Below are 15,324 nucleotides of genomic sequence, written 5' to 3'. Positions count from 1 at the left end.
AAACTTAGAATAACCGACCTGCTAAACGGGCATAATTCTCCAGAGGAGGAAGATGTATGAAGAAGAGGCTCTGGTGGGTTATTGCTCTTTTTCTCGTTATACTCGGCATTCTATTAGCTTTCATGCTTTCAGCAAGGCCCGTGAGTTCCTTGATCTTCTGGAAAAAGGAGATTGTAAAGTCTTCCACAGTGGTTACCGTAGAGCGAGCGTACATATGCGGTGAACGGGAAAGGCTTGCGGAAGGACCCGTACCCAAAGCGTTGATAAGTCTGGACGTAAAAGGTCTTAAAAAGCGTTATCCGGAAGACGCCGGCTGGAGCATTGACGCACATTTACCTGCTGTATTATACCTGACTTGTAGGACAGAAGATTTCTGCCCGCGGCATAAATTGTACCGCCATATAGGATTGGATTCCGGTCATGTTGCCATTTTTGAGGGACCACTGGGTTTTAACCAAAAGCTTTTAAGACGAGAGAGGCGTCTTGTTCAATCGTCATTAACGCCCACAGTACGCGAGAAGCTCGAAAAGGCCATGAATTTTCAGGCTCAGTCCCCCGCGATCAAGGCCGTGTTGCGGCGTGAGATCGAATTTGAAAATGACTCTCAGCTCAATGCAGCTTTGGAGAACCTCGATGAGCTGCAGGAATAGCAGAATCCGCGTGGAATTCATTAGTTAGGCCCCAGACCGCTTTCGGCGTGGGCGGGTGTCTGTCAAAGCGCCACGAACGGCTGGGTGAACTTTTGCAAAGCCATCTAACGCCGGTTTATTGCGTGTAACGAAGAACCCGCGGCTTCATAAAAAGTCCTGCGGTAAGCCGGGAGCTCAGCTGTGGGGAGGGTGGTGTGTGCTGGTCTTGGGGGTCGATCCAGGCACGGCGATTACCGGATACGGCCTGGTGAAAGAGGGCAAGGGCTCAAAACTCGTACCGGTCTGCTACGGCTACTTCGCCACGGAGTCCGACTGGCCTCTGACACGCAGGCTCCAGACGATTTACCACGATGTGACGCGGGTTATCAGCGAATTCAAGCCCGATGCGGTGGCTGTAGAGGATCTTTTTTTCAATAAAAATGTCCGGACGGCGATGGCTGTGGCATACGCCAGGGGGATGACCCTTTTGGCTGCGGCCGAGGCCGATTGTCCGGTGTTCGAGTATTCTCCGCCGGCGGTGAAACGAGCCGTAACCGGGATGGGAAGAGCGACCAAAGAACAGGTCAAATATATGGTGCAGCGGTTGTGCGGGCTCGAATCCCCCCTTTCCCCGGATGACGTCGCGGATGCCCTGGCGGTTGCCGTCTGTCATCTGCACAACGCCTTGACACAGGAAGCGTTTACTTTAAGGCTCTAATTCATGCGGAAGGTTTGTCAATGATCAGCTTTTTACGTGGAAAACTTGTGCGGGCCGCCGCGGGGGTGGCGGTGATTGAGGCCGGCGGCATCGGCTACCGGATAAATATCCCGGTTTCTTTGGCGGCGCGCCTGCCTCAAACCGGGGCGGAATGTGTTCTGCATACACATTTTATACTGCGGGAGGAACGCGCCGAGCTTTATGGTTTCGAGTTCGAAAAGGAACGTGACCTTTTCTTATTGCTGCTGGCAGTGAGCGGGGTAGGACCCAAAGCGGCGCTTGCTCTCCTGGCGTGTCTGTCTCCGTCGGAGATAGAACGGGCCGTTGCAGAGGGTGATGAGGCGGCACTGCAGAGGGTTCCAGGGATTGGCCGAAAAACCGCTCAAAGGTTGTTGTTGGAGCTCAAGGACAAGCTGGGCGGGAAAGAGTCGTTCGCGCAGGGTCCGGTTACTGACGCGGTTGAAGCGCTGGTTGCCCTGGGGTACCGCCGCGCCGAGGCCCAGGAGGCGGTCAGACGCGCGGCAGGCGGCGAGGGCGCTGATGACCTGGAAACGGTGCTGCGGGCGTCTCTGGCACTGCTTTTGAAACGGGGGGATAAGAGCGGGCAATGACCGATGTGAGGATTGTCTCGAACGATGCTTTACCGGAGGAGGTAGGGGTCGAAGCCGCGCTGCGCCCCGGGAACCTTAAAGAGTTCGTGGGTCAGGAGAAGGTCAAGGAAACCCTTCGGATAACGATTGAGGCTGCTAAAAACCGGGGTGAGGCGCTCGACCATGTGCTGCTGTACGGGCCGCCGGGCCTTGGCAAAACGACGCTTGCGCGGATTATCGCGACTGAAATGGGTGTCGGCGTGCGGATTACCTCGGGACCGGCTATCGAACGCCCGGGAGACCTGGCGGCGATACTAACAAACCTTGCACCCGGCGACGTACTTTTTATTGATGAGATCCACCGCCTAAGCCGTCTGGTCGAAGAGATACTGTACCCGGCTATGGAAGAACGTGCGCTGGATATCATCATCGGTAAAGGACCCGCGGCACGCTCCATACGCCTCGGTCTGTCGTCCTTTACGCTCGTAGGGGCGACCACAAGGGCAGGGCTTCTTTCTTCCCCGCTCAGAGACCGCTTCGGTTTGATCACCCATCTCGATTATTACTCTGCCGAGGAATTGGAAGTGGTAGTGGCGCGCGCGGCAAGACTTCTCGATATTACGATTACGGGAGACGGCGCCGCGGAGATTGCAAGGCGCTCGCGCGGCACACCGCGGGTGGCCAACCGTTTGCTGAGAAGGGCAAGGGATTACGTGGAGGTGCTTGCGGACGGCGTTATCAGCGAGAGTTCAGCCCGGAAGGCGCTCGATTTTCTCGGGGTAGACGCTCTGGGGCTTGATGCGGCCGACCGCCGGCTTTTGTCTACGCTTATTGATAGGTTCGGCGGGGGACCCGCCGGGGTAGAGACTCTTGCCGCCTCTACCAGCGAAGAGGTGGTGACGATCGAGGATGTGGTTGAGCCCTACCTTATGCAGATAGGGCTTTTAGCCAGAACGCCGCGAGGAAGGGTGGCCACTCTACTGGCTTACAAGCACCTCGGAGTTGACCCGCCCGACAGGGAGGGCGCCCAGGGAACGCTGTGGTGAAAATTCAGTAGTCGGTAGTAAGTAGTAAGTAGGTAGTAGGTAATCAAGGGGACTGAATTTTGAAGTTATTGATGCATGTATGTTGCGGACCATGCGCTTTATACCCACTGAAGGTTCTTCTTGAAGAGGGACACGGAGTTCAGGGATATTTTTTTAATCCCAACATTCATCCATATACTGAATACGGGCGCCGACGCGATACACTGGCCGCGTACGCGGAAAGACAAAAGTGGCCGGTTGTCTATGACCAGGAATACCCTATGGAAGAGTACCTCCGTATGGTTGCCTACAGGGAAACGGAACGCTGCCGTTTTTGTTACATGATTCGCTTGAAGCGGGCGGCGGGAGTAGCGAAGCGAGGTGGTTTTGAGGCGTTTACGACCACGCTCCTGGTAAGCCCTTTTCAGAAGCATGAATTGATAAGGGAGGTCGCGGGAGCTGTTGCCGCGGAGTACGCCGTACCCTTTCTATACCGTGATTTCCGGGTCGGATTCGAAGAAGGGGTTCGGCGGTCAAAGGAAATCGGCATGTACCGGCAGCAATACTGCGGCTGCGTTTACAGTGAGAAAGAACGGTATTTCAGCGGCCGCAGGCGCGGAGTCGAAAAACAAGGGTTAGGAAAATAAATGTTGAAGTAAGCGCATACGGCCCTGCGACCGGGAATGGCGGCGTGGGTTTTACGGCGGAAAAAACTAACCGACAGGGGGTTTAATGGAAATAATCCAAAATTTCGGCAAACTCCTTCTTGTAAGCGGCGCGCTAATTTTTATGATCGGTGCGGTGGTGCTTATTATCGGTAAAATACCGGGAATCGGGAGGCTGCCGGGGGATATCTACTACCAGCGCGGTCATTTTTCTTTCTATTTCCCCTTGGTTACCTGTATTCTCTGCAGTATTATCCTTACTATAATAATTAACCTGTTTCGCAGTCGCTGACCCGCAGAATTCGTGGTAATCCCGCTGAGATACCCAACTTCTCACCTCCCACCTATATCTCCCATCTCCAAATTCTAAGGTTACATCAATTTATTTGTTTGGTATTACCTTCCTAGACGATTTGGAAAAATTCATAAAATTTATTAGGTAGCTGGCAGGAAAAGCCCTTTCTATGTCGAAATTTGGCCGGTAAAGACAACTTTCAGGGGGCTGTTTATATGAAACCGGCCAAAGTATTCACTAAAAATTCTTTGATTATATGTTTTTTTATGATGATAACCGTGGTGTCGGCCTTATTCACCGGGGCAGCCGGTGCGGCAGCCATGTTTGTGATAAGCGGCACCAGCGGGAGCGTCAACATCCGAGAAGGGCCCGGAACCAATTACCCGATACTTGAAACGGTGGCGCGGGGGAGCAGGTTGGGCCTGACAGAACAGCAGTCGGGATGGTATAAGGTTTCACTGTCCTCGGGTAAGACCGGCTGGATCGCTTCCTGGTTGGGGAAACGGGTGGAGGAAAACAGTGTTCAACCCACTGGTTCGGGTAGTACGTCAACCCAGACGGTACTGATCGCTCAGGGCGTTATCAACCTGAGGAGCGGCCCAGGGACTAATTACGCAATTGTCGGTAGAACAAGCACTGGACAGAAACTAACCGGTTTAGGGAAACAGAGTGAATGGTACAAGGTGAAACTGACGGGGGGCAAATCCGCCTGGATCGCGGGGTGGTTGGTAAAGGCACAGACGACGTCACCCGCTCCTACCCCTGGTCCCAATCCTGATCCTTCAGGTAGCGGGGGAAGCTCAGCCGATGGTACGGTCCTGGTTTCCCAAACCGTCGTTAACCTGAGGAGCGGCCCCGGGACTAATTATGCAATTGTCGGTAGAACAAGTACGGGACAGAAGCTGACCGGTCTCGGGAAACAGGGCGACTGGTACAAGGTGAGTCTGTCGGGCGGTAAATCCGTCTGGATCGCGGGATGGCTGGTAAAGCCGCAGACAGGGTCGACTCCGACTTCTCCTCCCGATAGAGGGGGGAGTTCCGAAAGCGGTCAGATTCTGATCGCCCGGGAGGTTATCAACCTGAGGAGCGGCCCCGGAACGAATTACGCAATAGTCGGTAAAACGAGCGCGGGACAGAAGCTGACCGGTCTAGGGAAACAGGGTGAATGGTATAAGGTGAGCCTGTCGGGCGGTAAAACCGCCTGGATCGCCGGCTGGCTGGTAAAGCCGGAAGCCCCGGCGGAAGCGTCGGCGGGGGAGGACGTGATCGCTCAACAGGTGTTAATCTTGCGGAGCGGCCCCGGCTTGGACTACGGCGCTTCAGGCAGCATTGAGAAGGGTCAGATGCTTCGGGTTCTCGATAAAAGGGGTGAATGGTACCGTATCAGCCACTCTTCCGGGCAGACCGGCTGGATCGCCGTGTCGTTGGTTTCACGGGCGCCGGGACAGTCGACGACGCCGCCGGTCCAGCAGACGGATTTCGTCCCGCGTGTCTTCAGCACTCAAATCCGGGTGGCGCTGAGTACGGACGCACTTGCGGCCGCAGTAAGCGCCGGCGGGGATTATTTGATAACCAACGGACAGACGGGTGAGACGATATCACGTCCGCTGCCGGGAAATGTGTTTACCATAACAGCGGCGCGGTTACCCGTTGGTCAGACCGTTTATGCGATTCAGGTTGAAAAAGACAGGGTAACGCTCGGGACTTTTACAGGTCCCGTTTTTCTCGTGGAAGGGCAGGGCGCGACGGGCAACTGGTTTGAATTAAACGTCAACGGCGCTTCCAGACGTTACCGCGGCAACCTGAGTGTCAGACTGCAGAACGGGAATCTCTTACTGGTCAACGAACTGCCTTTGGAAGAATACCTTTACGGGGTTGTGTCGTGCGAAATGCCGTACTCCTGGGCTCCGGAGGCTTTAAAGGCGCAGGCGGTTGCGGCCCGTTCCTATGCCTTCTATGCCATGAAATACGGCAAAGGGGAGTTTTATGATGTTTTCGCCACTCAGTCCAGCCAGGTTTACCGCGGATTGGCTGCGGAGCATCCGGCTACGACTGCCGCGGTAGACGCGACAAAGAACCTCGTTCTGACCAGCGGCGGGTATATCGTTCCGGCATATTTCTGCAGTTCGAACGGCGGCTTGAGTGAAAACAGCGAGGATGTATGGAAGAACTATGCAGGGCCGATACGGGGGAAATCGGACCCGTATGATCGCCATCCGGAAAATCCCCACTACGGGTGGAGCGTGACGTACACCGTCTACGAACTGCCCCGGTACCTGATGGAAAAAGGGTATGATTTCAGTGTTGTTCAGGAGGTTTACGTCACCGGAAGGACCGTCGCGGGAGGGCGGATACAGCAGTTGCAGGTGTTGGGCAGCGGATCTGACGGTATTCAGCGCTCCCAGGATCTTTCCAACGCGGATTGGGTGCGGTCCGTCTTAGGTTGCAAGGCGCCGGTCACGGATATGTTGAAGGAATACGACCCCTTGACCGGGGCCCTTGTTAAGGTAACCTTTAGCGGAAGCGGCTGGGGACACTGTCTCGGGATGTCTCAATGGGGAGCGCGCACCATGGCCGAACAAGGCAAGACCTTTAAAGAAATACTGGACTTCTACTATACGGGATCGATGCTTGATTTTACTGCAAATACGCACTAATAAAATACCAATATTTAATAGCTTGTCTTATTATCTTCCTGATTTTATAATCAGTGTAAGCCGAATTCCCAGTAACGTGGGACATGGGGGAAATCTTTCAGGGGTGAATCCCAGCACTTAATGTTATTAGAATCTTTCTATACTTTACTTATAAAAGAAAATGGGGGTGAGAGCGCGTAGAATAGGAAATTAGCGTATTAAGTGCTGGGTAGGGTTCCCTCGACCCGAATCCGTCAACTAACCCCAGAGGCTCAAGGAGGGTTTGAATGTTCTACCGGTCGTTGCTTGTACTTGCAGCAGTACTAGTACCATTGTCTCCGGCTTGGGCCGCTTCGTACACTGTTCTTCCCGGGGATTCCCTTTACACCATCAGTCAGAAATTCAATACAACCACCAGCGCAATCCAGCAGGCTAACCGATTACAAAGCACCGTAATTTATCCGGGTCAGGTTCTCGATATTCCCGAAAAAGCAGGCGGAGGATCTAGCACCGACGCCGAGAGTTACACCGTGGCGCCGGGAGATACTCTTTATCTGATCGGTCAGCGCTACGGGCTCAGTTCCGCGGAAATCATGGCCTATAACGGCCTTGCAGGCGCGGACATTTATCCGGGTCAGGTTTTGAGAATACCGGAAGGGTCCGACGGCGATTCCTCCGGTGGTTCCACGGGCTCGGAGAGTTACACCGTGGTTCGGGGAGATACGCTTTATCTGATCGGCCAGCGCTATGGGCTCGGTTCTGCGCAAATCATGGCTTATAACGGCCTCGCAGGCGCGGACATTTATCCGGGTCAGGTTTTGAGAATACCACAATCTCCCCCGCCGGTTTCCCGCGGCGATATAAGCCGGGAGGATTTCGACCTTCTCGCCCGGTTAGTTACCGCGGAATCGGACGGCGAGCCGCACCTGGCAAAGGTGGCTGTCGGCGCGGTGATTTTAAACCGTGTCCGGAGTCGGCATTTCCCGAACAACATTCCGGGGGTTATCTATCAGGTGGAGAACGGTTTGTACCAGTTCGAACCAGTAGCGAACGGCTGGATAAACCATCCGGCCACACCCGACAGCACCCGGGCGGCGGAAGAGGCGCTTGGAGGACAAGACCCGACCGGCGGCGCCCTGTATTTTTATGACACGTCGGCAACAAGCCGTTTTCTCCTCTCTTTGCCGGTAGCCTGCCGAATAGGCAACATGATCTTTGCATTCAGCGCCGTGTAAATTTGCAGGAAAAGATATGTTTCAGAAAGTATGAGAGGTTGGACTTAAATTTGCCGTGATTTAAAGGCAAGAAAACGCCAACCTCTCGGGCAACGCTGACAAAGAAGAACGGGGGTTTACGCCCCCGTTCTTCTAATGTTGTGTAGGTTCCTCCGTCGAGGTTTCATAGCCGGCCGCGCTTTCCCCGCCGCCGCCCAGATAGCCTTCCGCTAACTGCTCGTTCACGTGCAGGACGCCCTTATTAAGGTCTTTCATCGGGTAGGAGTCGGTTATCACCGGCAGTTTATCCGCCTGCGCTTGGGTGGTAACAACGGTTCCGGCGGGAACGTAATGTCCGTCGGCCACCTTGACCCCGTTAAGAAGTCTCGCGCCGGGTTCTACAACACAGTTCTTCCCCACCTGGGCCTTGAAAACCAGGGCCTGCATACCGATAAAGGTCCCATCGCCTACCGAAGCCGGTCCGTGGATCTGGCACTGGTGAGCCAGGGATACATTCTTACCCACGTACACAGAGTATTTCTTTCCGGAGATATCTACGATATTCTTTTCGACGGGCTCACCCTCATCCTCGGTCTCGAGACCGTGCAGCACAACGCCGTCCTGAACGTTGGAGCCCTCGCCGATATATACCGGCTGGCCTTCGTCACCGCGTACGGAGGCGCAGGGTGCAACGTAGACCTTGCCGGCGATCTCAACGTTCCCAATTATAGAGGCCATGGGGTCTATATAGGAAGTCTTATCAATTGTCGGGCTGTCGACTGTGGGATTAAAGGTGGTTTCAACATTGGCCTTAATATTACCCGATTCGGCGGGCTCGGTAGCTGTAGGCGCCGTTTGCGAACAACCGGCACAGACACAGACGGCGGCACCGATAATGGTGGCCGCAAGAGTTTTTAGAAAGCGCACGTTGTACTCCTCCTTAAATATGGTGCTGGTTAATCCAAAGAAAAAAGCAGTTTCCAAAATTGAGATTTATCACCTCCCTGGACAAGTCATATTCACCCGATAAAAGTAAAATCCTGCTTTGTTTAGCGTTGAAATGAAATTCTTTTTCAAGGAGCAGGAGAAACAACCTGCGTCTGCGAAAGGTTAAAATCTGGAGGAACATTCTTTGCCGGAAGATGAGCGCAGCTACTATCTCGCCTGGCAACTGCTTATTCCCGGACAGTCCAGGAGGTTTCGTGATCTCCTGGCTGTTTTCGGCTCCGCACAAGAGGCGTTTACAGCAGGGTGCGGGCAACTGGCCCAGGTTGTGGGCAAAACCCAGGCCGAGGAGATTACGAAGAAACGGGGCGCCCTGGACCTTAATTTGGAATTGGACAGGCTGGAACGGTTGGGTGTCGGCTTTGTCACGCCGGTGGACGATACCTATCCGGATTTACTCAGAGAGATATACGATCCGCCGGCCGCGCTCTTCCATCGCGGCGACATAACGCTGGAGGAAACAACGGTGGCGGTCGTCGGAACGCGGCGCTGCTCGGATTACGGGCGGTGGGTGGCGGAGGATCTCGGCAAACAACTCGCACAGGCGGGCATAACTGTGGTGAGCGGCCTGGCCCGAGGCGTCGATACGGCCGCGCACCGCGGGGCGCTGGCGGGGAAAGGACGGACGGTCGCTGTTTTGGGAAACGGGCTTGACGGTTGTTACCCGAGGGAGAACTCGAGACTGATGGAGGATATCGCGGTAAAAGGAACGGTGGTAAGCGAATTCCCTTGCGGAATGCCCTGTCAGGCGTGGCATTTTCCGGTGCGGAACCGGGTTATTGCCGGATTATCCCGTGCGGTGGTGGTGGTTGAAGCCAAGGAGCGGAGCGGTGCGCTGATTACCGCCGATCTGGCCCTTGAACAGGGACGGGAGGTAATGGCTGTTCCCGGTAACGTCACCAGCCCGGTCAGTTGCGGGCCCAACAATCTTCTGAGACAGGGAGCCCGGCCGGTGACCTGTGCCGCCGACGTGATGGATGCCTTGGGTATGGGCTTTTCCCCTGAGGCGGACCCGGGGATGCACGCGCTTAACCGGCTCGAATCGCTGATTCTCACCCTTTTAAGCGATGAGTCGCTTTCCCGGGAAGATGTTATCCAGCGGGCCGGAGAGGCGGCTTCTAACGTGCTGGCCGGTCTGGTTTATCTGGAGATGAAAGGTTTAATCCGCTCTCTTCCCGGGGGTGTTTACGCCGCGGTGCGAAAGAGCCGGGAAACCTCTTGTAGAAACAAACCCGTCCGTTTATAACAACGTTAATCAAGATGAAGTTTATTTGACCGACGAACATTTTAGGTTATAAAAGCCGGATTTTACGGTAATCTTTTAGAAAACAGGCAGATGGGCCGCATAACCCAATCGTTGGACGGTATAAAGCATAATACCTGACAGTAGTGTAAAGAAGAAGATTTTATGTTTGGAGTGAAGTTTACTGGCAATGAAAACACTGGTTATCGTTGAATCTCCCGCCAAAGCGAGGACGCTTTCAAAGTTTTTGGGCAAGCATTACATGGTTAAGGCATCGATGGGGCACGTCCGCGACCTTCCAAAGAGCCAGCTCGGGGTGGATGTGGCCGATGAGTTCGCGCCGAAGTACATTACCATCCGGGGTAAGGGCGAGGCGATAAAGGACCTTAAAGCCTCACTGGTCAAAAGCGATGCCGTCCTGGTCGCTTCGGATCCCGACCGGGAAGGTGAGGCCATCGCCTGGCATATCTGCGAACTGCTGCGGATCCCGTCCGAATCACCCTGCCGGGTCGAATTTAATGAAATAACAAAGACCGCGGTGACCGGCGCGCTGAAGGCCCCGCGGCCTATAGACGTTAACAGGGTAAACGCCCAACAAGCCCGGCGTGTACTCGATAGGCTTGTGGGTTACAACCTGAGCCCCCTGTTGTGGCGGAAGGTCAGAAGGGGTCTTTCCGCGGGAAGGGTGCAGTCCGTCGCGGTTCGGATTTTGTGCGACCGGGAAAAAGAAATCGAGGCTTTTGTTCAGGAGGAGTACTGGACGCTGACGGCCCGTGTGAAAAAGACGGGCTCGCCTGTTTTCGAAGCGCGCCTGATAAAAGTGTACGGCGAAAAGGCTTCCCTGCCTTCCAGGGAAAATGTCGACGAGGCGCTCGAGGCGCTTGACGGTAAAACGTTCGTGGTTTCCGGGATCAGTAAACAGGAGAAGCAAAAGAGACCACCGCTGCCTTTTACCACAAGCACCCTGCAGCAGGAAGCGCACCGGCGTTTGAGGTTCACCACGCAGCGAACAATGCTGATCGCCCAACAGCTTTATGAGGGGGTTGATTTGGGCAAAGAGGGTCCGACCGGCTTAATCTCCTATATACGCACCGACTCCGTGCGTATTTCCGATCTGGCGCGGGACGATGCCCGGGACTACATCAAATCGGAGTTCGGGCCCGAATACGCGGGTGCAGGCAAGGGACAAAGGCCTGCAGGCGCGAAAAACGTCCGGGTTCAGGACGCTCACGAAGCTATAAGACCTACATCGGTGCTGAGGACGCCGGAGAAGATAAAGAAACATCTGAACGAAGACCAGTTCAAACTGTACAACCTTATCTGGCAACGATTTGCGGCAAGCCAGATGTCGGCGGCTGTCCTGGATATCACAAACGTCGACGTAACCGCGGGAGGTTATCTCTTCCGAGCTACGGGCACGGTGTTGCGGTTTCCGGGCTTCCTTCGGCTTACCGGGGAAGGTATTGAAGACGAGGACGAATCGGGAAATGTACTACCGGTCTTGTCGGAAGGAGAGCGGCTGGCCTTGAAGGAGCTTGTCCCCGCGCAGCACTTTACGCAGCCCCCGCCCCGTTATACGGAGGCAACCCTGGTTCGGGCGCTGGAGGAAAACGGGATAGGCCGTCCCAGCACCTACGCTCCCATTATCGAAACCATTATCAAAAGGGGATACGTCGTTCGTAAGAACAAGTGTCTCAACCCCACCGAACTGGGCAAGACGGTGGTTGATCTTTTAAAGGCCTATTTCGCCGAGGTAATCGATGTGGAGTTTACCGCCGCCATGGAGGATAAGCTTGACGCGGTGGAAGAGGGCAAGGGTGACTGGGTTAAGTTGGTTAAGGGCTTTTATGAACCATTTAAGGCTGAGCTTTCTAAAGCAGACAGTGAACTTGACAGGATAAAAGTAGCCGATGAGGTGTCCGACGAGACCTGCGAGAAATGCGGACAAAGAATGGTTATTAAGACCGGTCGATTCGGAAAGTTTTTGGCCTGTCCGGGGTTTCCACAGTGCCGGAACACGCGCCGCATAAGTACGGGAACCGGAGTTCCCTGCCCGAAGTGCAACGAAGAACTTGTGGTAAGGAGGACCAAAAAAGGCCGGTCTTTCTACGGATGCAAGCGATACCCCGAATGTGACTTCACCACCTGGTATGAACCGGTTAAAGAAAAATGCCCCAGCTGCGGCGCCCTGATGGTACGCCGGAAGTCACGGAAGCAGGAGGTTATCGCCTGCACGAATAAGGAATGCGGTTACAAAACGGGAACAAAACATTAGTCACATGAACCATGGATAAACACGGATTAATACGGATTAACACACGTGGGAACGTATAAATCAATCTTGCTCCGAGTATTAACTTGTCTATTTGAGTATGTCGACATAAGGTTGAGCGTCTATTTTCTGAGGAGGGTGGCGACATGAAGCCGGTTTTGATTGTCGGTGCAGGGCTGGCCGGGGCGGAAGCGGCCTGGCAGATTTCGCGGCGCGGGGTGCCGGTGGTTTTGTGCGAGATGCGGCCGAAAAAGCTTACCCCGGCGCATCATACCGGTGATTTTGCGGAACTCGTCTGCTCGAATTCCCTGCGCGCCCAGGCCCTGGAAAACGCGGTAGGGCTTTTGAAGGAAGAGATGCGGCGGCTCGGTTCACTGATCATGCTTTCGGCGGATGCCACCCGTGTCCCTGCCGGGGGTGCTTTGGCGGTGGACAGAAAAGAGTTTGCGACCTTCATAAGCAAGACCCTCTCCGAGCAAACCGCGGTTGAGATAAGGCGCGAAGAAATCACAGCCGTTCCTGTTGAGACGCCGTGCATCATAGCCACCGGACCGCTTACCTCGGAGGCGCTGGCCGGGGCGATCCAGGGGTTAACCGGCCAGGAACAGCTTTATTTCTACGATGCGGTGGCGCCTATTGTGACCCTCGAATCGATCAATTCTGAAAAAGTCTTCTGGTCTTCGCGTTATGAAAAAGGAGAGGGAGCATACCTTAACTGTCCTATGAACGAAGAGGAATACCGGCGGTTTTACGAGTCCCTGATAGCAGCCGAGCGCTCGCCGTTGAAGAGCTTTGAGAGGGAAACGCATTTTGAGGGGTGTATGCCTGTTGAGGCGCTCGCGCATCGGGGCCGGGAGACGCTGATCTTCGGGCCGCTGAAGCCGGTGGGCCTTGTTGATCCGCGAACGGGTAAGCGCCCGTACGCCGTCGTCCAACTCCGGCAGGATAATCGCGAGGGCTCTCTGCTCAACATGGTGGGGTTTCAGACCAACCTCAAGTGGGGCGAGCAGCAGAGGGTATTTAAATTGATCCCCGGTCTGGAAGAGGCGGAGTTCGTTCGTTACGGAGTTATGCACCGCAATACCTATCTGAACGCACCGCTTCTTCTCAATCCCACGCTGGAGTGCAAAAACCGGCCCGGTCTTTTCTTTGCGGGTCAGATAACCGGGGTTGAGGGGTATGTGGAATCAGCGGCGGCGGGATTGATTGCCGGGGTTAACGCCGCCAGGCAGTCATCGGGAAAGGCGCCTCTTATTTTCCCACCGGAAACAGCCCACGGGGCGCTGATGCATTACATCACCACCGCTAATCCGAAGAACTTCCAACCAATGAACGTCAACTACGGTCTTTTCCCCCCGCTTTCCGTACGAATCAAAGACCGGCGGGAGCGCAACATGGCCCTTGCCGAACGAGCTCTCGAGGCCCTGGACGGTTGGCGGGTGAATTTGGACGAATAACGGGACTGACTTCCGACGACATCCTGCATCAGACTTCTGAAACGGGGAAGTGAATCCGGTGTACGCCTATCTGGACCGGTTTGTCATCTATCTTCAGACAGAAAGAAGGTCTTCCGCCAGAACGGTGGAGGAATACCAGAAGGACATCTTCGGCGGGGTTGATTATTTTGTCAAAGTTACGGGCATACAGGACGAGTCTTTGAAACCGGAACAGATCACACCGGTTCTGATGCGGCGTTATATGTCCCACCTCTCGGGCCGCGGTTTGTCGCGGAACTCACTGCTTAGAAAACTTGCCGCCTGGCGGAGCTTTTTTCGTTTTCTGTGCCGCGAGGGTGTCATTAAAGAAAATCCCCTGCGAAAGATAGCTTCACCCAGACGGCAGGCGCGGCTTCCCCGCGTGCTGTATCCAACCGAGATAAAGAAGCTGGTCGAAGCCCCCCGGTCATCGGATCCCCTACGGATGCGGGACCGGGCGATGCTCGAGATCCTTTACGCCGCGGGAATACGAATCTCTGAGATGGTGGGTTTGAATATCGGCGATGTGGACCTTTCGGGCGGATATATCCAGGTTCTGGGAAAGGGTTCGAAGGAGAGGATGGTTCCGGTGGGTGAGTATGCGGTGCGGGCGATGCGGGCTTACATGCGTTCCGCCAGACCGTTGTTGCTCAGGAAACATGCCAAACAATTCGAAGAAGCCTTATTTTTAAATAAAAGCGGCGGGAGAATATCCACGAGGGGCGTGCGTAACATTATCAGGGCTTATGCGGAAGTTGTCGGTATAGAAGGTCGGGTCAGCCCGCACACACTGCGGCATTCGTTTGCCACACATCTCCTTGACGGGGGGGCGGACCTGAGGGTGGTCCAAGACCTTTTGGGTCACGCGCGGCTTTCTACCACGCAGATATATACCCACCTCAGCAAGGAAAGACTAAAAAAGGTATACGACAAGACGCACCCGCGGGCGTAGAGGGTGCTCTCTAATGCCTCCGTGGTGAGGTGTGGCGGTTCTTAAGGAGGATTGAATAATGCACGGAACAACAATTGTTGCGGTGTCACGCAACGGAAAGACCGCTGTCGCGGGTGACGGCCAGATTACGTTGGCCGCGAATACCGTAATCAAGCACGGCGCCAAAAAGGTTCGCCGCCTTTATCAGGGGAAGGTGCTGGCGGGTTTTGCGGGGGGCGTGGCGGACGCACTGGCGCTTTTCGAACGCTTCGAGAGCAAACTTGAAGAAACTCAGGGTAATCTTATGCGGGCGGCGATCAACCTGGCGAAGGAATGGCGCACCGACAAGCATCTGCGGCGTTTGGAGGCGATTCTGGTGGTGGCGGATCCAGAGCACCTCCTGGTGGTTGCCGGCAGCGGCGAGGTTATCGAACCCGACGACGGCATCGCCGCGGTCGGCTCGGGGGGGCCTTACGCCCTTGCGGCGGCGCGGGCGCTTTTAAAGCATACCGAATACGACGCCGCCGCCATTGTAAAGGAGTCCCTGCATATCGCGGCCTCGATCTGTGTTTATACTAACGAAAATATTACCCTGGAAGAGTTGTAACTAAGAAGTCAAAAGTCGA

The 15,324-nt window shown here is 54.9% G+C and carries 14 protein-coding genes and 1 riboswitch; of the genes, 13 read left to right on the top strand and 1 reads right to left on the bottom strand.

Going from position 1 to position 15,324, the window contains the following annotated elements; translation table 11 throughout:
* The first annotated feature begins 56 nt into the window (after nt 1–56).
* The 8 genes from AB1500_02295 (at nt 57) to AB1500_02260 (ending at nt 7,793) form a co-directional block, all read left to right on the top strand.
* Nucleotides 57–650, top strand: a complete 594-nt coding sequence (locus AB1500_02295; protein MEW6181994.1) for a hypothetical protein — start codon at nt 57–59, stop codon at nt 648–650.
* Between the two features lie 196 nt (nt 651–846).
* Nucleotides 847–1,347 carry a crossover junction endodeoxyribonuclease RuvC gene (gene ruvC / locus AB1500_02290; GenBank protein ID MEW6181993.1) on the top strand — a complete coding sequence of 167 codons (501 nt, stop codon included), beginning with the start codon at nt 847–849 and terminating at the stop codon, nt 1,345–1,347.
* 20 nt (nt 1,348–1,367) lie between these two features.
* Complete coding sequence (gene ruvA, locus AB1500_02285) at nt 1,368–1,958, top strand: Holliday junction branch migration protein RuvA (GenBank protein MEW6181992.1); 591 nt, start codon at nt 1,368–1,370, stop codon at nt 1,956–1,958.
* A complete protein-coding gene (gene ruvB / locus AB1500_02280) occupies nt 1,955–2,983 on the top strand; it encodes a Holliday junction branch migration DNA helicase RuvB (GenBank protein MEW6181991.1) in 1,029 nt (342 codons plus the stop codon). Before ruvA ends, ruvB begins: the two co-directional genes overlap by 4 nt.
* Nucleotides 2,984–3,039: 56 nt before the next feature.
* A complete protein-coding gene (locus AB1500_02275; GenBank protein ID MEW6181990.1) occupies nt 3,040–3,609 on the top strand; it encodes an epoxyqueuosine reductase QueH in 570 nt (189 codons plus the stop codon).
* A gap of 85 nt (nt 3,610–3,694) precedes the next feature.
* Nucleotides 3,695–3,919, top strand: a complete 225-nt coding sequence (locus tag AB1500_02270; GenBank protein MEW6181989.1) for a DUF2905 domain-containing protein — start codon at nt 3,695–3,697, stop codon at nt 3,917–3,919.
* Between the two features lie 218 nt (nt 3,920–4,137).
* Complete coding sequence (locus AB1500_02265; protein MEW6181988.1) at nt 4,138–6,579, top strand: SH3 domain-containing protein; 2,442 nt, start codon at nt 4,138–4,140, stop codon at nt 6,577–6,579.
* A gap of 48 nt (nt 6,580–6,627) precedes the next feature.
* Nucleotides 6,628–6,845, top strand: a riboswitch (cyclic di-AMP (ydaO/yuaA leader).
* Nucleotides 6,846–7,793 carry a LysM peptidoglycan-binding domain-containing protein gene (locus AB1500_02260; GenBank protein ID MEW6181987.1) on the top strand — a complete coding sequence of 316 codons (948 nt, stop codon included), beginning with the start codon at nt 6,846–6,848 and terminating at the stop codon, nt 7,791–7,793.
* Nucleotides 7,794–7,925: 132 nt separating this feature from the next.
* Here the strand turns inward: AB1500_02260 and AB1500_02255 are convergent, their stop codons facing one another.
* The gene (locus AB1500_02255; protein ID MEW6181986.1) at nt 7,926–8,699 is read right to left on the bottom strand and encodes a carbonic anhydrase; all 774 of its coding nucleotides are present in this window, start codon (nt 8,697–8,699) and stop codon (nt 7,926–7,928) included.
* A gap of 205 nt (nt 8,700–8,904) precedes the next feature.
* On the opposite strand from AB1500_02255, the gene dprA reads away from it, so the two are divergent.
* From dprA to hslV, 5 genes are all read left to right on the top strand, one after another.
* Complete coding sequence (gene dprA, locus AB1500_02250) at nt 8,905–10,023, top strand: DNA-processing protein DprA (protein ID MEW6181985.1); 1,119 nt, start codon at nt 8,905–8,907, stop codon at nt 10,021–10,023.
* 187 nt (nt 10,024–10,210) lie between these two features.
* Nucleotides 10,211–12,295, top strand: a complete 2,085-nt coding sequence (topA, locus tag AB1500_02245; protein ID MEW6181984.1) for a type I DNA topoisomerase — start codon at nt 10,211–10,213, stop codon at nt 12,293–12,295.
* Between the two features lie 143 nt (nt 12,296–12,438).
* Complete coding sequence (trmFO, locus tag AB1500_02240) at nt 12,439–13,749, top strand: methylenetetrahydrofolate--tRNA-(uracil(54)-C(5))-methyltransferase (FADH(2)-oxidizing) TrmFO (GenBank protein ID MEW6181983.1); 1,311 nt, start codon at nt 12,439–12,441, stop codon at nt 13,747–13,749.
* Between the two features lie 58 nt (nt 13,750–13,807).
* Complete coding sequence (xerC, locus tag AB1500_02235) at nt 13,808–14,719, top strand: tyrosine recombinase XerC (GenBank protein MEW6181982.1); 912 nt, start codon at nt 13,808–13,810, stop codon at nt 14,717–14,719.
* A gap of 55 nt (nt 14,720–14,774) precedes the next feature.
* The gene (hslV, locus tag AB1500_02230) at nt 14,775–15,305 is read left to right on the top strand and encodes an ATP-dependent protease subunit HslV (GenBank protein MEW6181981.1); all 531 of its coding nucleotides are present in this window, start codon (nt 14,775–14,777) and stop codon (nt 15,303–15,305) included.
* Nucleotides 15,306–15,324: the final 19 nt, after the last annotated feature.

It is taken from the genome of Bacillota bacterium (assembly GCA_040755295.1).
Lineage (GTDB): Bacteria > Bacillota > Desulfotomaculia > Desulfotomaculales > Ammonificaceae > SURF-55.
This window is presented reverse-complemented; position numbering and strand designations above follow the sequence as displayed.